This is a genomic window from Lichenibacterium ramalinae (assembly GCF_004137085.1).
Lineage (GTDB): Bacteria > Pseudomonadota > Alphaproteobacteria > Rhizobiales > Beijerinckiaceae > Lichenihabitans > Lichenihabitans ramalinae.
Map to the genome: position 1 here is coordinate 340,074 of NZ_QYBC01000002.1, position 24,171 is coordinate 364,244.

A 24,171-nucleotide genomic window follows, 5' to 3' on the forward strand; every position below is an offset into this window, starting at 1 on the left:
CGGCGGCGGCGGTGCCGTTCCCGGGACGGACACGTGCGAGCAGGCTTGGTAAAGCTTGGCCGGCCCTGCTATCACGCCATCATGACCGACACCACCAAGCCGCCGAACCGGCCCACTTCGTCGAGGCCGCGCCCGTTCGGCCGCGACGGCAAACCCGAGCGCGGCGGCGAGGCCCCCCGCGGCCGCGCTTCCGGCGAGCGCGACGCGCCGGCTCGCCGCGATGATCATCGCCGCGACGACAATCGCCACGACGAGGGTCGCCGCGATCCGTCCGCCAAGACCCGCGGCACCGAGCCCGCCCCCCCGAAGGACGACGCCCGCATCGCCAAGGTGATGGCGCGGGCGGGCCTGTGCTCGCGCCGCGATGCCGAGGGCTGGATCGCGGCCGGCCGGGTCGCCGTCAACGGCACCGTCATCGACAGCCCGGCGCTGAACGTCAAGCCGGGAGACCGCATCACCGTCGACGACGTGCCCCTGCCCGAGCGCGAGCAGACGCGCCTGTTCATGTTCCACAAGCCGCGCGGCCTCGTCACCACGGCCCGCGACCCCGAGGGACGGCCGACGATCTTCGACAACCTGCCCGAGGGCCTCCCCCGCGTGGTCTCGGTCGGCCGGCTCGACATCAACACCGAGGGCCTGATGCTGCTCACCAACGACGGTGGGCTGGCCCGCGTTCTGGAGCTGCCGGCGACCGGCTGGATGCGCCGCTACCGGGTGCGCGCCAACGGCACGGTGGACCAGGCGCAGCTCGACGCGCTGAAGAACGGCGTGACGCTCGACGGCGTCGACTATGCCGGCATCGAGGCGACGCTCGACCGCGTGCAGGGCGCCAACGTGTGGCTCACCATGGGGCTGCGCGAGGGCAAGAACCGCGAGATCAAGCGGGTGCTGGAATCCCTCGGCCTCGCCGTGACGCGGCTGATCCGGCTGTCCTTCGGCCCGTTCCAGCTCGGCGAACTCGGTGAGGGCGCGGTCGAATCCGTGCCGGCCCGCGTGCTGCGCGAACAGCTCGGCCCGGGCCTGGCAGCCCAGGCCGGCGTCGACCTCGAGATCCGCGAGGAGCCGGCGCCGGGGCGCTCCCGCCGTCCCGAGGGCGTCGCCGGGGCGCGGCCGAGCCGGTCGGATCCCAATGCGCCGCGGCCCCACGTCGGCGCCCTGCGGGCCGCCCGCGAGGAAGAGGCGGGCGAGGGCCGCAAGCGCATCCAGCGCGGTGCCACGGCGGACCGCAAGGGCCGGTCGGTCGCGGTGGAGCGCGTCCTGCCGGTGAGGAGCGCGGAGGGCACCGGCACGAGCCGCAACGCCCGCCGCTTCGCCGCCGAGAAGCAGGACGCCCGCGTGCCCCAGAGAACCCGCGCCGACGCGGCCGGCGCCCCCAAGCGCTTCGGGGCGGCCCGGCCGGTCCGCGGCGGCGATCGCCCCGAGCGGAGCGAAGGCTTCGCCGCCAGGCCCCGCACACCTCGCACCGACCGCGAGGGCTTCGCCGCCGAGAAGCAGGATGCCCGAGCCCCCCAGAGGACCCGCACCGACGCGGCCGGCGCCCCCAAGCGTTTCGGGGCCGCCCGGCCGGTCCGCGGCGGCGATCGCCCCGAGCGGAGCGAAGGCTTCGCCGCCCGGCCCCGCACACCTCACGCCGATGGCGAAAGCTTCGCCGCCAAGCCGCGCGCGCCGCGCACCGACCGCGAAAGCTTCGCCGCCAGGCCACGGGCGCCCCGTGCCGACGGCGAAAGCTTCCCCGCCAAGCCGCGGGCGGCCCGTGCCGGGCGCGACGGGGAGGGTTTCGCGGCGAGGCCGCGGGCCGAGCGGGCGGCCCCCGCCCGCGCCGACGACACCGACCGCTCGGCCGCACCGCCGCGGCGGGACCGCCCGGAAGGCTCTGCCGGGCGGGGCCGCGACGATCGCGGCACGGATTTCGGCGCCAAGCGCAAAAGCTTCGGCGAGGCGCCTTCCAACGACAGGCCGCGCTCCGGCAAGCCGAACGGGCGGCCGGGCGGCTTCGGCTCCGAACGCCCCGCGACCGGGCGCAACAAGCCGTCCGGCGGCCGACCCGGCGCGGCGCGGCCACCGGGCGGCAAGCCCTTCGGTGCCAAGCCTTTCGACGGCAGGCCGTCCGGCGGCAGGCCTGCCGGCGGCAAGCCGTCCGGTGGAAAGCCGTCCGGAGGCCGGCCGTCCGGTGGCAAGCCCCGCGGCACCCGTCCGTGAGGATCGTGGGCGGGCGGTTCCGCGGCCGCGCGCTGCGGACGCCCGCCGACGATGCGACCCGCCCGACCTCGGACCGCCTGCGCGAAACGCTGTTCGACGTCCTGGCGCATCGCTACGACGACCCCGTCGCGGGGGGCCGGGTGATCGACCTCTTCGCCGGCACGGGCGCGCTGGGGCTGGAAGCCTTGTCGCGCGGCGCCGCCCACGCGCTCTTCGTCGAGGACGGCGCGCAGGCCCGGGCCCTGATCCGTGACAACGTCGAGGCGCTGGGCGTGGCGGGCCTGTGCCGCATCTTCCGCCGCGACGCCACGCAGCTCGGCGCCGTCCAGGCCGCGCCCTTCGACCTCGCCTTCCTGGACCCGCCCTATGGGCAGGGCCTCGGCGAGGCCGCCCTCGCCGCGCTGCGGGACGGGCGCTGGCTGGTTCCGGGGGCGCTCTGCGTGCTCGAGGAGGCGGCGAGCGCGACCGTGACGGCGCCCGACGGCTTCGCCGTCGTCGAGCGGCGGGCCGCCGGCATCGCCCAGCTCCTGTTCCTGCGCCCTCAACCCTGATCCGGCGCCGCGCTTGATTCTTCGGCACCGAGCGGCCAAAAGCCCGCTGAGCTTGACCGGCGCCTCAGCCGGCCCCGAGGAGTGACGCCATGCCGACAGAAGCGACTTCGGAGAGTTTCGACAGCCGCCTGAAGTCGGTCGCCGACGCGATCGAGACGACTCTCGAAGGGTTGCTGGCGCCCGCTGCCCTGCCCGGCGAGGTGGTGCGCCCGGCGCGGCTGCTCGACGCCATGCGCTATTCGACGCTCGGCGGCGGCAAGCGGCTGCGGCCCTTCCTGGTCGTGGAAACGGCGCGGCTGTTCGGCGTCGAGGGCGAGGGCCCGCTGCGGGCCGGCGCCGCCCTGGAGATGATCCACTGCTATTCGCTGGTCCACGACGACCTGCCCGCCATGGACGACGACGACCTGCGCCGCGGCCGCCCGACGGCCCACAAGGCCTACGACGAGGCCACCGCCATCCTGTCGGGCGACGCGCTGCTGACCTATGCTTTCGACGTGATGGCCGGGGAGGCCACCCATGCCGATGCCGGGGTGCGGGCCGCGCTGGTCCTGGGGCTCGCCCGCGCTTCGGGCCTCGGCGGCATGGTCGGGGGCCAGGCGCTCGACCTCGAAGCCGAGCGCGCCACCGCGCCGCACGAGGCCGACTTCGTGATGCGCATGCAGGCGATGAAGACGGGGGCGCTGCTGCTCTTCGGCGTCGAGGCCGGCGCCATCCTGGGGCAGGCCTCGCCCGCCGAGCGCGCGGCCCTCAAGCGCTACGGCGTCGCCCTGGGCGCGGCCTTCCAGGTTGCCGACGACATCCTCGACACGGAGTCCGACGCCGCGACGCTCGGCAAGGCCGCCGGCAAGGACGCGGACCGCAACAAGGCCACGCTGGTGGCGGCCCTCGGCCTCGACGCCGCCAAGGGCCGCCGCGACGCCCTCGCCGAGGACGCCGTGGCGGCCCTCGACGCCTTCCCCGCCGCGCGTTCCGCCCTCCTGGCGGAGGCGGCCCGCTTCACGGCGCAGCGGCGGAGCTGAAGGGGCAGCGAGGGGCTGACCGCCTCAACGGCGCAGAACGTCAACCGCGGCGCCATCGAGGCGCCGGGGCCCGTCAGTTGAGCGTCAGCGCCACGTAGCGGACGTCGCCCTGGGGGTTCGACACCAGCAGGAGCGCGGTCTTCTTGCCGCCGTCCTTGACGGCCTTCATCTTGGCGGCGACGTCGCCGGGGTCGCCCACCGCCACCTGGTTGACCTCCACCACGACATCGCCGGGCTTCAGCTTGTCGGCGCCGGCCGAGCCGGGCTCGACCGTGGCGACGGCGACGCCCTTCACGCTGTCCTTGACGCCGTAACGCTTGCGGAAGGCGTCGTCGAGCGTGCCGAGCCCGAGGCCGAAGGCCTGCTGCACGGCGGACTTGGGGGCGTCGGCCGCCCCCTGGTCGCGGTCGAGGCTGGCCTTCTCGACCGGCGCGTCGAGCCGCCCGAGCTTCACCGTCAGCTCCTGGGGCTTGCCGTCGCGCAGGATGGACACGACCACGTCCTTGCCGACCGGGGCGCCGGCGACGAACTTCGGCAGGTCGCGCGACTCGTGCACGTCGTGCCCGTCGAAGCCGACGATCACGTCGCCCTTCTTGAGGCCGGCCGGGCCCGCCGGGCCCTTGTCGTCGATGCCGGCGACGAGCGCGCCATGGGGCGTGCCGAGCCCCAGCGCTTCGGCGATGTCGTCCGTCACGGGCTGGATGCGCACGCCCAGCCAGCCGCGGCGCACCTCGTGGAACTCGCGTAGCTGGGCGATGATCGGCAGCACGGTATCGGAGGGCGTGGCGAAGCCGATGCCGATCGAGCCGCCCGACGGGGACAGGATGGCGGTGTTGATGCCGATCACCTCGCCCTTCATGTCGAAGAGCGGGCCGCCCGAATTGCCCTTGTTGATGGAGGCATCGGTCTGGATGTAGTTGTCGTAGGGGCCGGAATCGATGTTGCGGTTGCGGGCCGAGACGATGCCGGCCGTGACGGTGCCGCCGAGCCCGAAGGGGTTGCCCACCGCCATCACGGCGTCGCCGACCCGCATGGCGTCGCTGTCGCCGAAGGGCACGGACTTCAGCGGATGCGTGGGCGTGACCTTCAGCACCGCGACGTCGACCTTGCTGTCCTTGCCCACCACCTCGGCCTTGAGCTTGGTGCCGTCCGTCAGGATCACGGTGATGTCGTTGGCACCCTCGATCACGTGGTTGTTGGTGATGACGATGCCGGCGCCGTCGATGATGAAGCCCGAGCCCAGCGAGTTGGCGCGGCGCCCGCGCGGCGCGTCCTCGTCGCCCCCGCCGCTGCCGCCGTGACGACCGAGCTGACGCTTGAAAAACTGTTCGAAGAGGTCGTCGAGCGGCGTGCCGGGCGCCGGCTTCGGAGCCACGCTCGCCTGCTTCTCCTCGGTGACCTGGGCGGCGGAGATGTTGACGACCGCGTCCGTCACCGAGGCGGCGAGGTCGGCGAGGGAATCCATGTTGCCCTTGGCGGCGGCCGGCGCCGCCGCGAGGCCGCCGGCCAGGATCAGCGCGGCCGCGGCACGGGGAAGGGAGGAGACGACGGTCATGGCAGCATCCCGCGCGGTGAGAGGGGGTGCCGCGACCGACCGGCCTTCTCGTCCGACCCGCCGCGCCCCCCCTCACCATACAGGAGCCCGGCGGGCCGGCAATTCACCGCTCCCGCGGCACGGAGACCGCGGGGCCGGCGGGCGCGCCTCAGGGCGCCTGGGGCGGGGTGGCGGCAGAAGCACCCGCGGCAGGAGCACCGGCGGCAGGAGCACCGCCAGCGGGAGGCGGGGCGACCGCAGGCGCGGCGGCGGTCGGCGGAGCGGATGGGACGGCGGCCGGCGTCGATGACGCCGTCGCCGGGCCCGGCGTGCCGTTCGGGCTGTTGAAGAAGCGGAAGAAGTCCGAGTCGGGGCTCAGCACCAGCTTCGTATGGTCGGGCCGCAGGCTCGACACATAGGCCTGCATGGTGCGGTAGAACGCGAAGAACTTCGGGTCACGCCCATAGGCCTCGGCGAAGATGCGGTTCCGCTCGGCGTCGCCCATGCCGCGCATCGTGTCGGCCTTGTTCTGGGCTTCGGCGCGCAGCACCACCACCTGCCGGTCCGCGTCGGCCCGGGTGGTCTGGGCCTGTTCGGAGCCCTTGGCGCGATATTCGGCCGCCTCGCGTCCGCGCTCGCTCTTCATCCGGTCGTAGATCTTCTCCGACAGTTCCGCCGGCAGGTCGGCGCGCCGGATCCGCACGTCGTTGACGGCGACGCCGAGGCGCCCGCCTTCCGTGTTCACGAGGTCGCGGATCCTGACCATCAGCTGGGCGCGCTGCTCGCGCACGATCTGCGTCAGCGTGACTTCGCCGAGGACGCGGCGCAGCGCCGAACTCAGGATCGATCCCAGCTGGTTGTTGGCCCGGCTCACCGTGCCGACCGTCTGGTAGAACTTCAGCGGGTCGGCGATGTGGTAGCGCAGGAAGGCGTCGACCAGGATGCGCTGGTTGTCGGAGGCCAGCACCTCCTGCTTGTCCGACTCGAGGTCGATGATGCGGTTGTCGAGGTCGACCACGCTTTCGAAGAACGGGACCTTGGCGTGCAGGCCCGGGTCGGCGATGACCCGCACCGGCTGGCCGAAGTACAGCACCAGCGCCTGTTCGGTCTGGCTGACGGTGAAGAGCGCGCCGCTCGCCACCACGAGGATGAGGAGGACGAGCCCCGCCGCGATATAGCCGCCGATCCTCATGGCCTGCCTCCGAGGCCGGCGCCGGCCCTGTCGGCGCCGAGCGGCAGCACCGGCAGCACCCCCGCGCCGGTCTTGTCGATGATGGTCTTGTCGGCACCGGCCAGGACGGATTCCATGGTCTCGATGTAGATGCGCTCGCGCGTGATGTCGGGCGCGTTCTTGTATTGCGCGTAGACCTGCTCGAAGCGGGACGCCTGGCCCTGCGCCTCCTGCACGGTCTGGGTCTTGTAGCCTTCGGCCTCCTGCAGGATGGCGGCGGCGGCGCCGCGCGCCTCGGGCACGACCTTGTTGGCATAGGCCTGGGCCTCGTTGCCGAGGCGCTGCTGGTCCTGCTGGGCGGCCGTGACGTCGCGGAAGGCCGCGATCACCTGCTGGGGCGGATCGACCGACAGCAGCTGCACCTGCAGCACCAGCACGCCGGCCTTGTAGCCGTTGAGCACGCTCTGGATGAGGTTCTGCACCTCGGGCTCGATGGTCTTGCGGCCGGACGTCAGGATGTACTGGATCGGCTGGCGGCCGATGACCTCGCGCATGGCGGATTCCGACACGGCCTTCACGGTCTCGTCCGGGCGGCGCAGGTTGAAGGCGTAGTATTCCGGATGCTCGGGGTCGATCTGCCAGATGACGCGGAACTTCACGTCGGCGATGTTGTCGTCGCCGGTGAGCATCAGGCTTTCCGCCGGGACGTCGGTGCTGACCACCTGGCCGGTGCGGCGGGAATCGACGCCCGAAACCGAACCGATGTCGGTCGAGTTGCGGTCCGTGACGGCGAGCTTGACGACGTCGCCGACCGGATAAGGCAGGTTGTAGTTCAGGCCGGCAGCGGTCTTGCCCGTGTAGCGCCCGAAGACGAGGTTGATGCCGACCTCGTTGGGCGCCACCGTGTAGAACCCGCTGGCGAGCCACAGCAGCGCCACCACAAGCACGATCGCGGCGATGCCGAGGCCGCCGCCGAGCGTGCCGCCCGGCACCATGCGCTTCAGGCGCGTCTGGCTGCGGCGGATGAACTCCTCGAGGTCCGGTGGCGTCTGCCCACCGCCGCCGGAACCCGGCCCCTGCCCCCAGGGCCCGGAATTGCCGGGCTTCCACGGCCCACCGCCTTGATTGCTCCAGGACATCCCGTTCCTCGCCAGCGGCGGATCGCCGTCGACCGCATATAGGTGAGCGTAGACGCGGCAGCAATCGGCCGTGCCCACCCGCCGCGGGGTCGCCCCCTCGCGGCGCGCGAGCGATGCCGCCTCGGCCCCGGCGCGGATCCCGCGTCAGGCTGTTGCCGACTCACGCCGGATCCGAGGCGCGGGCCCGTTCAGGGGCCCTGGCATGCTCGACGAAGGTGAAGCCGGCCTCGTCCCTGGGTCCCCGGGTGCCCGGCACGCGGGACGTTTCGCGCCAGATCGCGGGGTCGATCGGGGGGAACAGGGCGTCGGCCTGCGGGGCCAAATCGACCTCCGTCAGGCGCAGGACGTCGGCCCTCGCCATGGCGGCGCGATAGATCTCGGCCCCGCCCGCCACCATCACCTCGCGGGCGCCGCTCGCCACCGCGATGGCTTCGGCGCGCTCCAGGGCCTCGTCGAGCGACGCGGCCGCGACGGTGCCGGCGGGGAGCGCCAGGGCCCGGTCCCGCGACACCACGACGAGCGACCGGCCCGGCAGGGGGCGCCCGAGCGACGCGAAGGTCCTGCGCCCCATGACGACGGGCTTGCCCATGGTCTCGGCCTTGAAATGCGCGAGGTCGCCGGGCAGGCGCCAGGGCAGGCCGTCGGCGAGGCCGATGGCACCGTTGCGGGCCACCGCCGCGATGATGACGACGGGAAGCGTCACGCAGGCTCCTCCCCCAGGCGTGCCAGCGCCGCCCCGTCGAGCCGGCAGCCCGTCCATTCGTCCTGGAGGGCGGCGCCGAGGCCGCGGTAGAAGGCGATGGCGGGCGCGTTCCAATCGAGGACGCTCCACTGCAGCCGCGTCAGCCCCTCGTCGCGGCAGCGCCGCGCCAGGCGCGCCAGCAGGGCCCGGCCGAGCCCGTGCCGCCGGTGCTCCGGCCGCACGTAGAGGTCTTCGAGGTAGAGGCCGTGCCGCCCCGTGAAGGTCGAGAAATCGTAGAACCACAGCGCCATGCCGGCCGGCCGGCCGTCGCGCTCGGCGATGTCGCAGAAGACGCGCGGTTGCCGGCAGAACAGGGCTTCGGCGAGGTCGCCGGGCGTGGAGCGCACAGCGTGGGAGAGGCGCTCGTAGGCGGCCGGCTCCGTCACGAAGCCGTGGATCGTCGCGGCATCGGCCGGGACGGCGGGGCGGATGGCGACCGTCATGGCACCGGCACGGCGGGAGACAGGGGCGGGACGGGTACGGCGCGCGCATCGCGCCGCAGTGCCGTCGCAACGAGGACGAAGCCGACGAGCAGCACGGGCCCGCCGAGCGACATGCGGGTGCCGGGCAAGACGCCCATCAGCAGCATGGCCAGCAGGCCGAGCCCCCCCGTGAACGCGCAGCCGACCAGCAGCGCGTCGAGCTTCCGCCCGGGCAGCACCCGCGCCAGGGCCGGCAGCATCAGGGCCAGGGCCACCCCGAGCAGGACGAGGTCGTAATCGTAGAGGTAGGGGCTGAGGAGCAGCGTCACGGCGAGCAGCAGGCCCGCGGCGGCGGCGGGGTCCCGCAGGCGCGCGACCGTGGCGGCGGCCAGGGCCAGCGCGCCGCAGGCCACGACGCCGTGGACCAGCAGGGCGAGCGCCGCCGAAACGCCGGCCGCCATCAGGAAGGCGTCGACCGACACCATGCGGTGCAGCGGGAACCGGCCCGCCGCCATGAAGCCGCCGCTCTGGCCCAGCCCGGCCAGGAAGGCCGGCAGCGTGCCGGGGCCGCTGGCCGTCAGCGACGCGGCGGTGAGCAGCGCCGCCGCCACGGCGGCGGCGGCGAGCGCCCGCCAGTCGCGCCGCAGCAGGAACAGCAGCGGCAGCCCGAGCGCGAGATGCGGCTTGAGGGCCAGCAGCACGCCCGCCGTGAGGCCGGCGGCGGCGCCCCGCCGCCGCAGCGCCAGCAGGGCGGAGAGGCCGGCCAGGCCCGCCGTGAGGAAGCCGTTCTGGCCGATGCGCAGGTCGATCAGCGCCGCCGGCGCGACGGCGAGCAGCGCGGTCCAAACCCAGGGGCCGGCGAGGCGCCGCAGCACCGCGACGAAGAGCGCCAGCGTCGCCCCGGCGAAGAGCGCGAAGGCCGCCCCGACCGGCAGCAGCGCCAAGGGGGCGAGGAGCAGGCCGAAGACCGGGGGATAGTTGAAGGGCAGCACGACCGCATGGTTCCCCATGGCGCGCTCGATGTCGGCGAGCCGCGTGGCGTCGTAGGCCTCCGCCAGCCGCCCCTCCAGCGCCAGCCTCCCCACCGCCACGAAGGCGTGGAAGTCGACGATCTCGGGGCGATCGGGCGCGGCGCCGACCGCCGTCACGGCGGCCAGCGTGCCGAAGGCCAGCTGCAGCGCCAGCACCCCGACGAGCACGACCCGCAGCGTGCGGCTCACCCGCGCGTCGGCGAGGCGACGGGCAGGAGCCCCGCCGCGGGCCTCCGATGCCGGGAGCGCCGTCAAACCGCCACCGGAGCCTTGATGGCCGGCCAGGGCTCGTATCCCGCGATGGCGATGTCGGCGAAGGCGACGTCGAAGAGGTCGCGGACGTCAGGGTTCACCGTCAGGCGCGGCAGGGGGCGCGGCGCGCGGCCCAGCTGCTCGCGCACCTGTTCGACATGGTTGGCGTAGATGTGGGCGTCGCCGAAGGCATGGACGAAGGTGCCGGGGACGTAGCCGCAGTGGCGCGCCACCAGGACGAGCAAGAGCGCGTAGGAGGCGATGTTGAACGGGACGCCGAGGAAGAGGTCGGCGGAGCGCTGGTAGAGCTGCAACGACAGCCGCCGTCCGCCATCGGGCAAGGGTTCGGTATAAAACTGGAACAGGCAGTGGCAGGGCGCCAGCGCCATGCGGTCGAGGTCGGCGACGTTCCAGGCGGAGACGATGAGGCGCCGGCTGTCCGGGTTGCGCACGAGTTCGGCCAGCACGGCGCGCAACTGGTCGTGGGTGCGCCCGTCGGCGCCCTCCCAGGACCGCCACTGGCGCCCGTAGACGGGGCCGAGGTCGCCGCGCTCGTCGGCCCACTCGTCCCAGATGGAGACGCCGTTCTCCTTGAGGTAGCCGATGTTGGTGTCGCCCCGGATGAACCAGAGCAACTCGTGCACGATCGACTTCAGGTGCAGTCGCTTGGTGGTGACGAGGGGGAAGCCGTCGGCCAGGTCGAACCTCAGCTGCGGACCGAAGACCGACAGCGTGCCGGTGCCGGTCCGGTCGCTCTTGGGCGTCCCGGTCTCGAGCACGTGGGCCAGGAGGTCGAGGTAGTTCCGCATCGCCGAAGGCTCCCGCCGGACCCGGATGGGCCGGGCATGCCGGCCGCACGAGCGCATAGCATAATGGCGGCTCCTTACGGATCCGTCACGATCTGGATAAACGGGATGGCAGAAGTGGAGGCTTCTGTTGCCAGGTGCCTCCGAACCCCGCCTAGAAGTGCTACCCCCTAGGGCTTGATTCCCAGTACCTTCACCGCATTACGCAGCGACGGCCACCGGAGCATAGTTGTCATTGGCAACTATAGGTTTAGCCCGATAACGGCGGTACAATGCCGAGCAAAAGAGATCCCTTTACACCCACGTCAATCCTATTTCGGGCCCACCAAAAGCCTTTCGCAAAAGGCCTTGGGTGGACCCGCCCGGTACCGCCCCGGGGTCCGTATGGTTTATTCCGAATTCCATTTATCGCCATATTGGCCGAAGCCACGACGAGGATGATAGTCTCCCCGGCCCCGCGATTCAAGGGGGGTCGTGACGGTCGCGCGACCCTCCGGGACCGTGGCGGCGTTGCGGTGGGGCGGCCCCCGTGGCAAGGGTCGGCGGCACGGAGCCCCTCGACCATGACGGCCAACGACGGCGATGCTTCGGCGACGGGCGGCGGCGACACGCTGGCGGCCCTGCGCCGCGGCGACCTCGCCGGGGCGCGGGAACTCAGGTTCGACGGCACGCTGGCGGCCGTGCCCGACGAGGTCTTGGCACTGGCCGACACGCTCGAGGTTCTGGACCTCGGCCGCGGCACCCTGACCGACCTGCCGGCCGGGATGGCGCGCCTGCACCGGCTGCGGGTCCTGTTCCTGTCCGGCCACCGCTTCGCCCGGCTGCCGCCCGTGCTCGGCGACTGCGCCGCGCTGCAACAGATCGGCTGCCGCGGCACGGGCCTGCGGGACGTGCCCGGCGAGGCCCTGCCGCCGCGGCTGCGCTGGCTCACCCTGACCGACAACGCGATCGAGACCCTGCCCGAGGCGCTCGGGGCGCGGCCGGAGCTGCAGAAGCTGATGCTGGCGGGCAACCGGCTGACGGCCCTGCCGGCGTCCCTCGCGGGCGCCGACCGGCTCGAACTCGTCCGCCTCGCCGCCAACCGCTTCGCGGCGCTGCCGCCCTGGCTCGCCGCCCTGCCCCGGCTCGCCTGGGCCGCCTGGGCCGGCAACCCGGCCGATGCCGCGGCGGAGCCGGCCGACACCGCCCTCGTGCCCTGGCGGGACCTCGCGCCCGGGCCGCTGCTCGGCGAGGGCGCGTCGGGGCGGGTGCATGCGGCGCTGTGGCACGATCCCGCCGCGGCGGCGCCCCGGCGCGTGGCGGTGAAGCTGTTCAAGGGCGCCATGACCAGCGACGGCTTGCCCGACCGCGAGATGGCGGCCGCGCTGCTGGCGGGGGACCATCCGCACCTTGCGGGCGCGCTCGGCCGCATCGCCGGGCACCCCGAGGGCGCGGCGGGGCTGGTGATGCCGCTGCTGCCGGCGGGCTGGCGCGCCCTCGCCGGGCCGCCGAGCCTCGCGAGCTGCACGCGCGACGTCTACGACCCGGCCCTGCGGCTCACGCCCGCGGTGGCGCTGCGGCTCGCGGGCGGCATCGCGGCGGCGGCGGCGCATCTCCACGCGCGCGGCCTGATGCACGGCGACCTCTATGCCCACAACATCCTGTGGGACGGCGCCACGGGGTCGGGAGCGCTGACCGATTTCGGCGCCGCCTCCGGCCTGCCGCCCGGAGCGGCGGGCGCGGCCTGGCGCCGGGTCGAGGTACGGGCCTTCGGGCTGCTGCTCGGTGAGGTGCTGGACCGGTGCGGCGCTGTCGCGCCCGCGCTGCACGGGCTGGTGCAGGCCTGCACGGGGCCGGCGCGGGAGCGGCCCGCCATGGCCGAGGTGGCGGATCGCTTGTCGGCCGACGCCGTCGCGCCCTGAAGCGGGCGCCACGGCGGGGCATCGTCTCGTGGGCGGGTCCGCTGCCGCGGGCCCGCCCGGGGCAACGTCAGGCGAGGTCGCGCATCGTGCCGGCCCGGCCGCCGAAGGCGGCCGCGATGGCGCCGAGCACGAGGGCCAGCACCATGGCGAGGGACGCCTGCGAGGTCGTCCGCGCCGTGGCATCGGCGATCTCGGTCGCCTTGGCCTTCGCCTGGGCGGCGGCCTGCTGGTACTGCTGGCGATATTGGGCGACCTGGGCCTTGGCGTCGTCGAGCGGGATGCCGCGCGCCTTGGCGAGGGCTTCGGCCGCCTTGTCGCTCGCCTGCTGCTGCTGGGCGGCATCGCCCGTCAGTGCTGCCCGCACGGCCGAGGCCGCGGTGTCACGCAGCTGCGCCGGGTCCTGCACGTCCGTGGCGCTCTTGATCTGGCCCTCGATGCCGGCCAGCGGATCCTTGATCTGCGGCAGCGCGGGGGCGACGGCCTGGGCGGCGGTCTGCACCGTACCGCCGACGAGGTGGCCGGCGCCGCCGACGATGCCCGAGACGGCGCCGAAGGCGCCCGAGAAGACCGAACCGACAGCCGACGACAGCAGGAACACCACCACCAGCGTGGTGGCGGCCCAGGCGACGAGGCCGTGGTAGCCGTTGGTCATGCGCCCGGGCTTGCCCGACAGGCGGCCGGCCAGGAAGCCGCCGGCCGCCGACGCGACGATGCCGGACACGATCCACCAGACGGCGGCACCGATCGACAGGCTGGAGGCGGACGGCGTGCCGCTCGTGGCGGGGTCCACCGTGGCGAGGCCGATGCCGAGGCCGAGGATGGACAGCAGCAGCTGGACGACGAGGCCCGCGACGACGCCGGCGAAGACGGCGCCCCAGGAGATCCGGTGACGCTCATGCGCCGGAACGGCGAGGGGGGTGGCGATGCCGGCGGACAGGGGAGAGATGGCCATGGTTCAACGACGCACGCTGTTGGAGAGGAGCCCGAGGGCGTAGCCGGCCACGCCCACGACGACGAGGGCGGCCAGGGGGGAGCGCTCGAGGCGCCGACGGAGGGGCGCGGCGCCGCGCCGGAGATCGCGACGCACGTCGTCGTAGGCGTCTGTCGTGCGGTCCGCGACCCTGCCGGCGAGGTTGCGCGCCGCGTCGGCAGCGTCCTCGATGCCGTCCTGGGCGCGGCCGTAGAGGTTCTGGCCCTTGCCGGCGACCTCGTGGGCGACGCCGGCCCCGCGCCGTCCGGCATCGCCGGTCACCATGCCGAAGGTCTGCTCGACCTGGCCGGCCGCGTCACGCAACGCGCCTTCCATTCTGTTTCGATTCATCGCTTCCTCTTGAGAGACGCGGCCGCGCACCCGTTGCGCGGCCCTGGAGCAGGTCGCGGCCGGGTCGAACACCCGGCCGTCGGGCCGTGCCCTTCAAAATATCGGTCGGGGCCGCACGAGGCGGCGGTCACTCGGGCACGGTGGTCGCCCGGTGGCGGCCGTCACTTGGTGACGGCGTCCTTCACGGCGTCCTTGGCTTCGCCGACGGCGCCCTTGGCCTTGCCCGCCACCTTGTCGGCCGTGCCCTCGGCTTCCAGCCGGTCGTTGCCCGTCACCTTGCCGATGGCCTCCTTCACGGTGCCCTTGGCCTGGTCGAGCGCGCCTTCGATGCGGTTCTTGTCCATGGTGTCGGTCTCCCAAATCGCCCGCCAGCGCGGGCTTGACTGGAAGATGGGACGGGGTACCGCGACAGCAATGGTACGGGTGCATCAATCTTCTAGTATGGATTAACCGTCTGTCGCGTCGATGCGCGAGGCTCCGGACGGGAACCCGCGCTCGCGACCCCAGATGACGACCTCGCTGCGCCGGTGCAGGTCGAGCTTGCGGTACAGGGAGGCGACGTGGTTGCGGACCGTGTTGGCCGACAGGCACAGGCGCTGCGAGATGCCGGCGTCGGTCAGGCCCTCGCACATCAGGTCGAGGATCTGGCGCTCGCGGGCCGAGAAGTTCGGGCTCCGGTCCACCGCGGTGCGCCCGGGACGCCGCAGGGCGGCCAGCCGCTCGATCACGCCGCGGCTGAACCAGGACGTGTCCGCCATCACGGCCTCGATGGCCGCCATGAGGTCGCGTTCGCCGCGCTTGCGCTCCGTGATGTCGAGCAGCACCGACAGGATGCAGGCCTCGTCGTTGATGGTGACGCGCTCGGCCGAGATCAGGCAGTCGAGCTCGCCGCGGTCCTGGCGGAACAGGCCGGCCTCGAAGTTCCGCACGTGCCCGGTCTCGGCCAGGGTGGCGAGGAAGGCCTGCTGGCGCTCGGGTTTGACCCACATGGCGAGGTCGCCGGCCGAGCGTCCCAGCGCCTCGGCCTCGGCGAAGCCGAACTCCGCCGTGAAGGCCTCGTTGATGGCCAGCATGGACAGGTCGGCGGACTTCACCAGCACGGTGGGGACGGGAGACAGGCGGAACGCCTTGGCGAAGCGTTCCTCGCTGTGCTGCAGCGCCGTCTCGGCCTTCCGGCGCAGCTCGAGGTCGGCGAAGGTGAAGAGCATGCAGGGCTCTTCGTTCATGTCGATCGGCTGGCCCGCCACGATGACGAATTTGGTGCTGCCGTCCGGCAGCGGCAGGCAGGCCTCCATCTGCGGCACGGTCCGGCCCTCGCTCAGCCGCTCGATGGCGGTCGCCCGCTTCTTGGCCTCGTGGAACAGGTCGATCTCGTAGGTGGTGCGCCCCAGCACGTCCTCGCGCGCATAGCCGGTCATGTCGACGAAGCCCTGGTTCACCTTGACGAAGCGCAGGTCCGACAGGCGGCAGATGACGGCGGGGGCCGGGTTGGCCGCGAAGGTCTTCTCGAAACGCTCCTCCGCGGCGAAGCGCTCGGTGGCGTCCGTGATGACGAGGACGAGGCAATCGGGCCGGCCCTGGCGGTCCTTCAGCACGAGGCTGCGGATGCGATGCACCCAGTGCACGTCGGGGGTCCGCGCCGGCGCCACGTCCACCACGACGTCGTCGAAGACTTCCCCGGCCATCACCCGCTCGATGGGGTAGAGCCCGTCCGCCAACGGGTGGTTGTTGCGGTAGCGCAGGGCGAAGCGCGCGCGATAGTCCGACACGTCGCCGCCGAGCCCGTCGACGGTCTCCACCCCGTGCATGGCGAGGGCCGCGTCGTTGGCCCAGGCGATGCGCTGGTCGGGCTCGATGAGGATCACGCCTTCCGTCAGCCCGGCGATGATCGTGGTCAGTTGCGAACGGTCCACGGTATCGGTCACTGGCCCCTCCATGCCCCCCCGGGACAAGTCGCGGGAGGGCGTCGGGTTCACGGCCGGGCGGCGGCGGCGCGTGGACAGGCCCGGGCTTCCCGGGCTAGACCCGCCCGATGCTGGAGCTTCGGGACTATCAGCGGCGCAGCCTCGACGCCCTGCAGGCGTCGTGGGACCGCGACGGCGGCGATGGGTTGGTGGTGCTGCCGACGGGAGCCGGCAAGGCGCTCGTCATTGCCGCGCTGGTCGCCGAAACGCTGGCGCGCCGGCCCGAAGCCCGCATCGCCGTCGTCACCCACAGCCGCGAACTCATCGCCCAGAACCACGCCGAGCTGACCCGCTTCTGGCCCGAAGCCCCGGCCGGCATCTACTCGGCCGGCCTCGCCCGGCGCGAAGCCGACGCGCAGGTGCTGGTCTGCGGCGTGCAGTCGGTGTGGAACAAGCTCGACGCCATCGGCCCGCGCGACCTCGTCGTGGTCGACGAGGCGCATCTCATCCCGCGGGCCGCCGACACGCGCTACGGCCGGCTCCTCGCGGGCCTGCGGGCGTCGCGGCCGGACATGCGCGTCGCCGGGTTCACGGCCACGCCCTACAGGCTCGACAGCGGCCGGCTCGACGAGGGGCCGGGCCGGCTGTTCTCCGGCATCGTCTACGAGGCCAATGTCGGAGACCTCATCCACCACGGCTACCTGTCGCCGCTCGTGTGCAAGGCGACCCTGACGGCGCTCGACGTGGCCGACGTGCCGCGGCGGGGCGGCGACTACGTGCCGGGCCTGCTCGAGGCCGCCGTCAACACCGCGGCCATCACCGAGGCGGCCGTCGCCGAGATGGTGGCCTACGGCGCCGAGCGGCGGGCCTGGCTCGCCTTCTGCGCCGGCGTCGCCCATGCCGCGGCGGTGCGCGACGCCGTGCGGGACCACGGCATCTCCTGCGAGACCGTGACGGGCGAGACCGACCGGCGCGAGCGCGGGCGGATCGTCGCGGCGTTCCGCGCCGGGCGGATCCGCTGCCTCACCTCGGTGGGCGTGCTGGCGACCGGCTTCAACGTGCCCGAGGTCGACCTCATCGCCCTGCTGCGCCCGACGCAGAGCACCGGCCTTTACGTGCAGCAGGTCGGCCGCGCGCTGCGCCGCGCGCCGGGCAAGCGCGACGCGCTGGTGCTCGACTATGCGGGCCTCGTGCGGATGCATGGCCCCGTCGACATCGTCACGGCCCGCACGGCGGCGGCGGTGCGGGGCCGGGAGGACGAGGTCCGGGCCAAGCCCTGCCCCGGATGCGGCGCCCTCATCGCCCTCAACGCCTCGACATGCGAAGCCTGCTGGGTCGAGCCCGAGACGGGGGACGAGCCGCCCCACGAGGCCGAGGCCGAGGACGCGCTGCCGATCCTGTCCGACCAGCTCGCCCCCGAACTGCGCCCGGTGTGGCATCCGGTGCCGGACTGGCGCTTCGAGCCCGCGCGGCCGGGCCTCGACATCGTCTTCGCCTGCCCCGACGGCGCGGTCCGCGTCCGGCTGCACCCGGAGGAGCGCGGCTACCTGCGCCAGAAGGCCGTGCAATGGTGGCGCGGGCTCGGCGGGGGCGCCGATGCCCCGATGACGGTGGCCGAGGTGCTGGAGCGCCGGGACGAGCTGACCCGGCCGAGCGCCGTGCGGGTGCAGCGCTCGCGCTCGGCCGAGCAGGTCGAGTGCCGCCTGCCGGACGGGCGCAGCTTCACGGACGTGCGGCGGGCGGGGTGAAGGCGCGGCCGGTCACGGGCGGCGCTGCGGCGCCTTCAGGCAGGTGCCGGCATAGCTGCGCTCGCCGCTCGCCACCCAGGCGCCCCCGGCGTCGTGGCAGCGGTCGACGGCGGCCTCGTGGCTGAGGCTCGCCTCGTGGAACACGTAGGCCATCGTGCCGCCGACCAGCGCCACGATGGCCGCCAGAGCCCCGAACAGGATCCCCCTCACCTCGCCCTTCACCGCCCGCTCCCCGCCTGCCCCGCCTGCCCGACCCTATACGGCCGGGGGCCGGGCGGCACGGTGGCGCGGGCGCGGCGCTTTCCCACGCCGGCCCGCTTCTTGTATCCTGGGCGGTGTCGGGCCGCGCCCGCCCACGACCCATCGGAGCACCGGGCATGACGCTTCTGAGCAGCACCTACGGCAAGGGCCGCGTCCGCGTGATGCGGGTGGCGGGCGAGGGCGAGGGCGAGGGTGCTTGGCGCGAGGTGCGCGAACTCGACGTCCGCGCCATGCTGACGGGCGACATCGACCGCGCCTTCACGCGGGCCGACAATTCCACGACGGTGTCGACCGACACGATCAAGAACGTCGTCAACGTCGTGGCGCGCGAGAACCTCGACGCCGGCGCGGAAAGGTTCTGCCGCGCCGTCGCCGAGCGCCTGCTCGCCAGCTACGCCGGCATGGCCACCGCCACGGTTTCGGCCCGCGAAACGCGCTGGAACCGCCTCGCCGTCGACGGCAAGCCCCACCCCCACGCCTTCACGCGCGACGGCAACGGCTTCGGCACCGCCGAAGTCGTGATGGACCGCTCGGGCGGCCGCGTGTCCTCGGGCGTGTCGGACTTCACCTTCCTCAAGGCGACGGAATCGGGCTGGGCCGGCTACGTCAAGGACCCCTACACCACCATCCCGGAGACCCACGACCGCATCGCCGCCACCGCCATGGAGGCCACCTGGCGCTGGGAGCGCGACCCGGCCGACTTCGCCGCCGCCAACGCCCGGGTGCTCGACACGATGCTGGCGGTCTTCGCCGAAACCTATTCCCACAGCGTGCAGGACAGCCTCTACCGCATGGCGAAGGCGGCGCTCGACGCCGTGCCCGAACTCGACACCGTCAGCCTCGCCTGCCCCAACAAGCACTACCTGCCGGTCAACCTCGCGCCTTTCGGGCTCAGCGCCGACAACCGCGTCTTCACGGCGACCGACGAGCCGCACGGGCAGATCGAATGCACGGTCGGGCGGTGACGGCGGCGCCCCGCCGACGAAGGCCCGCCGCGCACCGGCCCCGATCCGGGCGAGCCGGCACGCTCGCGGGACGGGGAGTCGGGACGCGGCACTGAACCCGAGGCCGGCGGGCGCGTTGATGCTGCGGCGCGAATGCTGCAGTGCAGCATGACCGTGGGGCCGTTCCGGCCGGAGGGACCATGGACCAGAACACCCCCCACCCCGAGGCCCACAACGTCGCGACCGCGGTCCCGTCGCGGCCCGTCGCCGACCGCTCCCGGCGCCCCTCGCCCCCTGCCCTGGCCGGGCCGCGGGCCGAGAAGACGGTGTCGCTGGCTCTGCAGGGTGGCGGCTCCCACGGCGCCTTCACCTGGGGCGTGCTCGACGCCCTCATCGCGGACGGGCGCCTCGCCTTCGAGGCCGTGACGGGGGCCAGCGCCGGGGCCATGAACGCCGTCGTGATGGTCGACGGCTGGGTGGCGGGCGGGCCGGACGGTGCCCGCGCCGCGCTCGAAGGCTTCTGGCGCCGCGCCAGCCTCGACGGCGCCTTGCGCCCCGTGCAGCGCCGCTTCGTCGACGGCTGGATCGAACTCCTGTCGCGCAACCCGGTCCTGGACTTCTGGTCCAAGGCGCTGTCGCCCAGCCCCTATGCGGTGAACCCGCTGAACGTGAACCCCCTGCGGGCGGCTTTGGCGGCATCGGTGGACTTCGAGCGCCTGCGCGCCGCCGACACGGCCGGCCTGTTCGTGTCCGCCACCAACGTGTGGACCGGCAAGCTCACGGTCTTCGAGCGCACCGACCTTTCGCTCGACCACCTCATGGCTTCGGCCTGCATCCCCACCGTGTTCAAGGCCGTCGAGATCGACGGCGTGCCCTACTGGGACGGCGGCTATCTCGGCAACCCGGCGCTCTACCCGCTGCACAAGGGCGCCCGCACGCGCGACATCCTGCTGGTGCAGATCAACCCGGTCGAGCGGCGCGAAACGCCGCGCTCCAGCGACGCCATCCACGATCGGCTGAACGAGATCAGCTTCAACGCCAACCTGATGCGGGAGCTGCGCTCGATCGACTTCGTCGACGGGCTCATCGCCGAGGGGCAGCTCAGCCGCAACACCTTCGATCCCGTGCTGGTGCACCGCATCGACGGCACCGCCGCCCTCGACGGCCATGCCGCCTCGACCCGCCTCGACGCGCGCTGGCGCGTCATGCTGGAGCTTCGGGACGAGGGCCGCCGGGCCGCCGAGGCCTGGCTCGTCGAGCATTACCCGGGCGTCGGCCAGCACGGGACGCTGGACCTCAAGGCGGCCTACCAGTGATCCGGGCCGCGCCGGCCTGGCCTCACGTCTCGGCGATGCCGCCCGTATCGGCCGACGGACGGCCGTGGCCGTGCGGCAGCGCCAGATATTGCTCCGAGCGCATCTCGACGAGGCGCGACACGGTGCGGCGGAACTCGAAGATCTCGCGGCCTTCCGGCGCCTCGTAGAGGGCGTCGGGCTCGGCTTCGGCGGAGGCGATGAGCTTCACCTGCTCGTCGTAGAGCGTGTCGACGAGGTTGATGAAGCGCTTCACGACGTTGCGTTCGTCGGCCCGCATCACCCGGATGCCGTCGACCAGCACCGTGCCGTAGTGGCGCGCCAGGGCGAGGAAGTCGACCGAGCCGAGCGGCGCCTCGCACAGGTCGGCGAAGGCAAAGCGGGCGACGTCGCCCACCGCCTCGGGCACCAGGATCTCGCGCCCGAGCAGCGGCAGCCGCTGGGGCGCCCCCCGCGGCACGCCGGTGAGGCTGAGGAAGGCGCGGTCGAGCGCCGCGCGGGCGGCCGCGTCGGCGGGGGCGAACCATGTCGCCGCCTCGGTCAGCTTGGCGTAGCGGAAATCCTGGGCGGCCTCGAGCCGCACGGTCTCCATCCGGCGCTGCAGCAGCGCGATGAAGGGCAGGAACAGCGTGCGGTTGAGGCCGTCGCGGTACAGGTTCTCGGGCTCGACGTTCGAGGTCGCCACCACGACGACGCGGTCGGCGAAGAGCGCCGTGAACAGGCGGCCGAGGATCATAGCGTCGGCGATGTCGGTCACGGCGAATTCGTCGAAGCACAGGAGCCGGGCTTCGGCGGCGATGGCCTCGGCGACGGGCGGGATCGGGTCGTCGCCCTTCACGGCGCCGCGCTTGCGGAGCTCCCGCCAGACGTGGATGCGGGCGTGGACGTCGGCCATGAAGGCGTGGAAATGCACGCGCCGCTTGGGCTCGGCGGCGGCGGCCTCGTAGAACAGGTCCATCAGCATGGTCTTGCCGCGCCCGACGTCGCCGACGACGTAGAGGCCGCGCGGCGGCTCCTCCGGCTTGGCGCCGAACAGGCGGCCGAACAGCGAGGGCCGGTCGGCGCCACCGGCCGCCAGGGACGCCGCGAGGGCATCGAGCCTGCCCGCCACCGCTTCCTGGGCGGCATCGGGCTGCAGCTCGCCCCGCGCCACGCGGGCGCGGTAGCGGTCGAGAACGCTGGTCACGCTGAACACCTCGGAGGGCGGCCCACCCGTGGCCGCGACGGGTGTCCTTGCGGGCGCCGGCCCCGTGCCGTCAAGGCGCGCCGCGCGTCACGAGCAGGCGACGTCGAGCGCCGCCGCGCCCAGCATGAGGGCCACCTCCCCGTCCGCCACGGGGCGCCCGAAGAGGAAGCCCTGCCCCACCGTGCAGCCGAACTGCCGCAACTGCAGCACCTGCAGCGGCGTCTCGACGCCCTCGGCGATCGTTTCCATGCCGAGATCGCGGGCGAGGCGCGTCGCGGCCCTGACGATGGCGAGGCAACCCTCGTCGTGGCCGAGGTCCTGCACGAAGGAGCGGTCGATCTTGATCTTGTTGAACGGGAAGGCCCGCAGGTAGCTCAGGGAGGCGAAGCCGGTGCCGAAATCGTCGAGCGCGATCTGGATGCCGGCGTCGCGGAAACGGTGCAGCACGGCGAGGTTAAGGTCGTTGTCGATCAGCCGCACCGATTCGGTGATCTCGAGTTCCAGCCGCTCCGGGGCCAGGCCCGAGCCCTCGAGCGCCGCCGCGACGGCCTCGGGGAGGCCGGGCGTGATGAACTGCACCGGGGACAGGTTGACGGCGACCCGCACCGGCACGGGCCAGCGCGCCGCGGCCGCGCAGGCCTGCTCCAACACCCAGGCGCCGAGCCGCACGATCAGCCCCGTCTCCTCGGCGACCGGGATGAAGCAGCCGGGGTCGACGAGGCCCCGGGCGGGATGGTGCCAGCGCACCAGCGCCTCGAAGCCCGCGATGGACTCGGTCGCGAGGTCGACCTGCGGCTGGTAGTGGACCTCGAACTCGCCGCGGTCGAGGGCGCCGCGCAGGTCCTGCTCCAGGGCGCGGCGGCGGCGCACATCCTCGTCCATCCGCGCTTCGAAGACCTGGAAGGTGCCGCGGTGGACGCTCTTGGCGCGCTGCAGCGCCAGTTCGGCGTGCCGCAGCAGGCGGCCGGCGTCGCGGTCCGGGCCCGACAGGGCGATGCCGATGGTGGCGCCGACCAGCAGGTCCTGCCCCGCCACCACGAAGGGGTTCCGGAAGCCGTCGAGCAGGCGCCAGGCCATGCGCTCGATCTCGGCGGGGGGGCCCGCCGCCTGCGCCACCACGACGAACTCGTCGGCGGCGAGCCGCACCACCACGTCGCGCTCGCGCATCTCGGCGGCGAGCCGCTCGCCCACCGCCTTCAGCAGGGCGTCGCCGGTGGCGTGGCCCAGGGCGTCGTTGAAGACGCGGAAGTCGTCGAGGTCGATCAGCAGGAGCGCCACGCCCGCCTCCTCGCCGCCCCTCGCGTCGAGGGCGGCGAGCAGGAGGTCGGCGAAGGCGACGCGGTTCGGCAGGCCCGTGAGGTCGTCGAACCGCGCCGCGCGGTCGAGCCGGCGCTCCATCTCGCGCCGCTCGGTGATGTCGTCGGCGATGCCGAGCACGAAGCGCGGGGGTTCGCCGGGCCGGCCCGCGATCGGCACCTTCCGGGTTCGGATCAGGCGGGTCGTCCCGTCCTCGCCGGGGGCGGCGAACTCGTAGCTGCGCGGCCGGCCGTCGCGCATCACGTCGAGGTCCCGGTCGCGCAGGAAGGCGGCGAGATCCTCCGGGAACAGGTCGAAATCCGTCCGGCCCAGCACGGGCGTGCTCAGGCTCACGGCCTGCAGCTCGGCGGCCCGGTTGAACAGGACGTAGCGCCCGTCCTCCTGCATGTCCTTGGCGAAGACGATGGACGGGATGGTCTGCACCACGCTGTCCAGGAAGGCGCGGGTCTGGTGGAGATCGTCGCGCCCCCGCTGCAGCTCGGTCATGTCGATCAGCGCCGTGACCACGGCGGGCCGGCCCTCGTGCCGGAACTCGGACGAATAGGGCAGGAGATCGAGGAAACCCCCATCGGCGCGCAGGCAGCGCCACGGCGCGGCGTCGGGCAGCGGAGCAGAACGCCCGTTGGCGCAAAGGTCGCCCACCGCCAGCGTGAGGAAGTGCGCGCGGCCGTAGCCGAAGAGGTTCAGCGCGGCATCGTTGGCGGCGACGAACCTGTGGCTGTCCCGGTCGCGCACCAGGATGGGCACGGGGTTCGACTCGAACAGCAGCCGGAACGAGGCTTCGCGCCGCTTCAGGTCCGTGATGTCGATGCGCAGGCCGAGCCTCATCCCGTGCCGGGTGCGCTTGTCCTCCACGCGGATCCAGCGCCCGTCCGCCAACCGGTGCTCGAAGGCGCAGGCCGGCAGGCTCTGCTGGCGCAGCCGCTCCGCCACCCATTCCTCCTCGCACCCGATGGCGTCCGGCACCCGGCCGCTCGCCGCGATGTGCCGGAACACGGTCTCGACCGCCAGTCCGACGCGCAGGAAGTGCGGCGGATGGGCGTAGATGTCGGCATACCGGCCGTTCCAGCACAGGAGGCGGCCGCCGGCGTCGGAGATCACGATGCCCTCCGGCAACGCCTCGAACGCTTCCCCGAGCAGGGCCTCGGCCCCGGTGCCGGCCTGGTGCCGATCGTTCACCCGATCACCCCGCGACATGGATGTCCCCATCCGCCCGCACCTCGTGCCGTCCGGTCCGCCCGGGAGCAGCATCGGCTCGGAATCGCCTCGGCGACTCCCAAGCCGATGAAACTGCTCTCGATCCGAACCCGGAGCCCAGTCGCCCAACGCGAAAGCCTTCCTGAGGTTAGGGCCTCGAGGACTTGCGGAAAGGTTGCCTGCCGCAGGGGCGGGACGGACCGCGCGGCGGCC

The 24,171-nt window shown here is 73.3% G+C and carries 21 protein-coding genes and 1 other RNA gene; 7 read left to right on the plus strand and 15 right to left on the minus strand.

Annotated elements, in window-relative coordinates; all coding sequences use genetic code 11:
• Window positions 1-45 precede the first annotated feature (45 nt).
• The 3 genes from D3272_RS27825 (at window position 46) to D3272_RS03900 (ending at window position 3,769) form a co-directional block, all read left to right on the plus strand.
• Window positions 46-2,199, plus strand: a complete 2,154-nt coding sequence (locus D3272_RS27825) for a pseudouridine synthase (RefSeq protein ID WP_245496368.1) — start codon at window positions 46-48, stop codon at window positions 2,197-2,199.
• A complete protein-coding gene (gene rsmD, locus D3272_RS03895) occupies window positions 2,196-2,750 on the plus strand; it encodes a 16S rRNA (guanine(966)-N(2))-methyltransferase RsmD (protein WP_129217812.1) in 555 nt (184 codons plus the stop codon). Before D3272_RS27825 ends, rsmD begins: the two co-directional genes overlap by 4 nt.
• An 89-nt stretch (window positions 2,751-2,839) precedes the next feature.
• Window positions 2,840-3,769 (plus strand): polyprenyl synthetase family protein, encoded by a 930-nt coding sequence (locus D3272_RS03900; protein WP_129217813.1) that lies wholly within the window; start codon window positions 2,840-2,842, stop codon window positions 3,767-3,769.
• Between the two features lie 73 nt (window positions 3,770-3,842).
• Here the strand turns inward: D3272_RS03900 and D3272_RS03905 are convergent, their stop codons facing one another.
• From D3272_RS03905 to ssrA, 8 genes are all read right to left on the minus strand, one after another.
• Window positions 3,843-5,324 carry a Do family serine endopeptidase gene (locus D3272_RS03905; protein ID WP_129217814.1) on the minus strand — a complete coding sequence of 494 codons (1,482 nt, stop codon included), beginning with the start codon at window positions 5,322-5,324 and terminating at the stop codon, window positions 3,843-3,845.
• Window positions 5,325-5,472: 148 nt separating this feature from the next.
• Window positions 5,473-6,495, minus strand: a complete 1,023-nt coding sequence (gene hflC / locus D3272_RS03910; RefSeq protein ID WP_129217815.1) for a protease modulator HflC — start codon at window positions 6,493-6,495, stop codon at window positions 5,473-5,475.
• A complete protein-coding gene (gene hflK, locus D3272_RS03915) occupies window positions 6,492-7,613 on the minus strand; it encodes an FtsH protease activity modulator HflK (RefSeq protein WP_129217816.1) in 1,122 nt (373 codons plus the stop codon). The genes hflC and hflK overlap by 4 nt, the downstream gene beginning before the upstream one ends.
• A 160-nt stretch (window positions 7,614-7,773) precedes the next feature.
• The gene (locus D3272_RS03920) at window positions 7,774-8,316 is read right to left on the minus strand and encodes a dihydrofolate reductase (protein ID WP_129217817.1); all 543 of its coding nucleotides are present in this window, start codon (window positions 8,314-8,316) and stop codon (window positions 7,774-7,776) included.
• Window positions 8,313-8,798 (minus strand): GNAT family N-acetyltransferase, encoded by a 486-nt coding sequence (locus tag D3272_RS03925; RefSeq protein WP_129217818.1) that lies wholly within the window; start codon window positions 8,796-8,798, stop codon window positions 8,313-8,315. Before D3272_RS03925 ends, D3272_RS03920 begins: the two co-directional genes overlap by 4 nt.
• A complete protein-coding gene (locus tag D3272_RS03930) occupies window positions 8,795-9,997 on the minus strand; it encodes a glycosyltransferase 87 family protein (protein WP_129217819.1) in 1,203 nt (400 codons plus the stop codon). Before D3272_RS03930 ends, D3272_RS03925 begins: the two co-directional genes overlap by 4 nt.
• A 62-nt stretch (window positions 9,998-10,059) precedes the next feature.
• Window positions 10,060-10,869 carry a thymidylate synthase gene (locus D3272_RS03935; RefSeq protein ID WP_129217820.1) on the minus strand — a complete coding sequence of 270 codons (810 nt, stop codon included), beginning with the start codon at window positions 10,867-10,869 and terminating at the stop codon, window positions 10,060-10,062.
• A 113-nt stretch (window positions 10,870-10,982) separates the two neighbouring features.
• Window positions 10,983-11,336, minus strand: a transfer-messenger RNA (tmRNA) gene (ssrA, locus tag D3272_RS27160).
• Between the two features lie 93 nt (window positions 11,337-11,429).
• Between ssrA and D3272_RS03940 the strand changes: the two genes are divergently transcribed.
• Window positions 11,430-12,767 carry a leucine-rich repeat domain-containing protein gene (locus tag D3272_RS03940; RefSeq protein WP_129217821.1) on the plus strand — a complete coding sequence of 446 codons (1,338 nt, stop codon included), beginning with the start codon at window positions 11,430-11,432 and terminating at the stop codon, window positions 12,765-12,767.
• A 67-nt stretch (window positions 12,768-12,834) separates the two neighbouring features.
• Here D3272_RS03940 and D3272_RS03945 read toward each other — a convergent pair whose 3' ends face one another.
• From D3272_RS03945 to D3272_RS03960, 4 genes are all read right to left on the minus strand, one after another.
• Window positions 12,835-13,719, minus strand: coding sequence for a PhnA-like protein (locus D3272_RS03945; RefSeq protein ID WP_129217822.1), 885 nt, complete (start codon window positions 13,717-13,719; stop codon window positions 12,835-12,837).
• A 3-nt stretch (window positions 13,720-13,722) separates the two neighbouring features.
• Window positions 13,723-14,088 carry a CsbD family protein gene (locus tag D3272_RS03950; protein WP_129217823.1) on the minus strand — a complete coding sequence of 122 codons (366 nt, stop codon included), beginning with the start codon at window positions 14,086-14,088 and terminating at the stop codon, window positions 13,723-13,725.
• Between the two features lie 161 nt (window positions 14,089-14,249).
• On the minus strand, window positions 14,250-14,432 hold the full coding sequence (locus D3272_RS03955; protein WP_129217824.1) for a CsbD family protein: 183 nt from the start codon (window positions 14,430-14,432) through the stop codon (window positions 14,250-14,252).
• A gap of 102 nt (window positions 14,433-14,534) precedes the next feature.
• A complete protein-coding gene (locus tag D3272_RS03960; RefSeq protein ID WP_129217825.1) occupies window positions 14,535-16,013 on the minus strand; it encodes a helix-turn-helix transcriptional regulator in 1,479 nt (492 codons plus the stop codon).
• A 107-nt stretch (window positions 16,014-16,120) separates the two neighbouring features.
• On the opposite strand from D3272_RS03960, the gene D3272_RS03965 reads away from it, so the two are divergent.
• The gene (locus tag D3272_RS03965) at window positions 16,121-17,740 is read left to right on the plus strand and encodes a DEAD/DEAH box helicase (protein WP_129217826.1); all 1,620 of its coding nucleotides are present in this window, start codon (window positions 16,121-16,123) and stop codon (window positions 17,738-17,740) included.
• A gap of 12 nt (window positions 17,741-17,752) precedes the next feature.
• On the opposite strand, the gene D3272_RS03970 is transcribed toward D3272_RS03965, so the two are convergent.
• Entirely contained in the window at window positions 17,753-17,962 is a 210-nt protein-coding gene (locus tag D3272_RS03970) for a hypothetical protein (protein WP_129217827.1), read from the minus strand.
• Between the two features lie 155 nt (window positions 17,963-18,117).
• On the opposite strand from D3272_RS03970, the gene pucL reads away from it, so the two are divergent.
• Together pucL and D3272_RS03980 are read left to right on the plus strand one after the other, a co-directional pair.
• Window positions 18,118-18,966 carry a factor-independent urate hydroxylase gene (pucL, locus tag D3272_RS03975; protein ID WP_129217828.1) on the plus strand — a complete coding sequence of 283 codons (849 nt, stop codon included), beginning with the start codon at window positions 18,118-18,120 and terminating at the stop codon, window positions 18,964-18,966.
• A 179-nt stretch (window positions 18,967-19,145) separates the two neighbouring features.
• A complete protein-coding gene (locus D3272_RS03980; protein WP_129217829.1) occupies window positions 19,146-20,261 on the plus strand; it encodes a patatin-like phospholipase family protein in 1,116 nt (371 codons plus the stop codon).
• 22 nt (window positions 20,262-20,283) lie between these two features.
• Here D3272_RS03980 and zapE read toward each other — a convergent pair whose 3' ends face one another.
• Both zapE and D3272_RS03990 read right to left on the minus strand, forming a co-directional pair.
• Window positions 20,284-21,444 (minus strand): cell division protein ZapE, encoded by a 1,161-nt coding sequence (gene zapE / locus D3272_RS03985; RefSeq protein WP_245496369.1) that lies wholly within the window; start codon window positions 21,442-21,444, stop codon window positions 20,284-20,286.
• 87 nt (window positions 21,445-21,531) lie between these two features.
• Entirely contained in the window at window positions 21,532-23,958 is a 2,427-nt protein-coding gene (locus tag D3272_RS03990; RefSeq protein WP_165361207.1) for an EAL domain-containing protein, read from the minus strand.
• Between the last annotated feature and the right edge of the window lie 213 nt (window positions 23,959-24,171).

Excerpts from the sequence above, each read along its gene's own strand:
- D3272_RS03900 (WP_129217813.1), top strand. The coding sequence starts at position 2,840 with ATGCCGACAGAAGCGACTTCGGAGAGTTTCGACAGCCGCCTGAAGTCG.
- D3272_RS03905 (WP_129217814.1), bottom strand. The coding sequence starts at position 5,324 with ATGACCGTCGTCTCCTCCCTTCCCCGTGCCGCGGCCGCGCTGATCCTG.
- hflC (WP_129217815.1), bottom strand. The coding sequence starts at position 6,495 with ATGAGGATCGGCGGCTATATCGCGGCGGGGCTCGTCCTCCTCATCCTC.
- hflK (WP_129217816.1), bottom strand. The coding sequence starts at position 7,613 with ATGTCCTGGAGCAATCAAGGCGGTGGGCCGTGGAAGCCCGGCAATTCC.
- D3272_RS03925 (WP_129217818.1), bottom strand. The coding sequence starts at position 8,798 with ATGACGGTCGCCATCCGCCCCGCCGTCCCGGCCGATGCCGCGACGATC.
- D3272_RS03935 (WP_129217820.1), bottom strand. The coding sequence starts at position 10,869 with ATGCGGAACTACCTCGACCTCCTGGCCCACGTGCTCGAGACCGGGACG.
- D3272_RS03940 (WP_129217821.1), top strand. The coding sequence starts at position 11,430 with ATGACGGCCAACGACGGCGATGCTTCGGCGACGGGCGGCGGCGACACG.
- D3272_RS03945 (WP_129217822.1), bottom strand. The coding sequence starts at position 13,719 with ATGGCCATCTCTCCCCTGTCCGCCGGCATCGCCACCCCCCTCGCCGTT.
- D3272_RS03950 (WP_129217823.1), bottom strand. The coding sequence starts at position 14,088 with ATGAATCGAAACAGAATGGAAGGCGCGTTGCGTGACGCGGCCGGCCAG.
- D3272_RS03955 (WP_129217824.1), bottom strand. The coding sequence starts at position 14,432 with ATGGACAAGAACCGCATCGAAGGCGCGCTCGACCAGGCCAAGGGCACC.
- D3272_RS03965 (WP_129217826.1), top strand. The coding sequence starts at position 16,121 with ATGCTGGAGCTTCGGGACTATCAGCGGCGCAGCCTCGACGCCCTGCAG.
- pucL (WP_129217828.1), top strand. The coding sequence starts at position 18,118 with ATGACGCTTCTGAGCAGCACCTACGGCAAGGGCCGCGTCCGCGTGATG.
- D3272_RS03980 (WP_129217829.1), top strand. The coding sequence starts at position 19,146 with ATGGACCAGAACACCCCCCACCCCGAGGCCCACAACGTCGCGACCGCG.
- D3272_RS03990 (WP_165361207.1), bottom strand. The coding sequence starts at position 23,958 with ATGTCGCGGGGTGATCGGGTGAACGATCGGCACCAGGCCGGCACCGGG.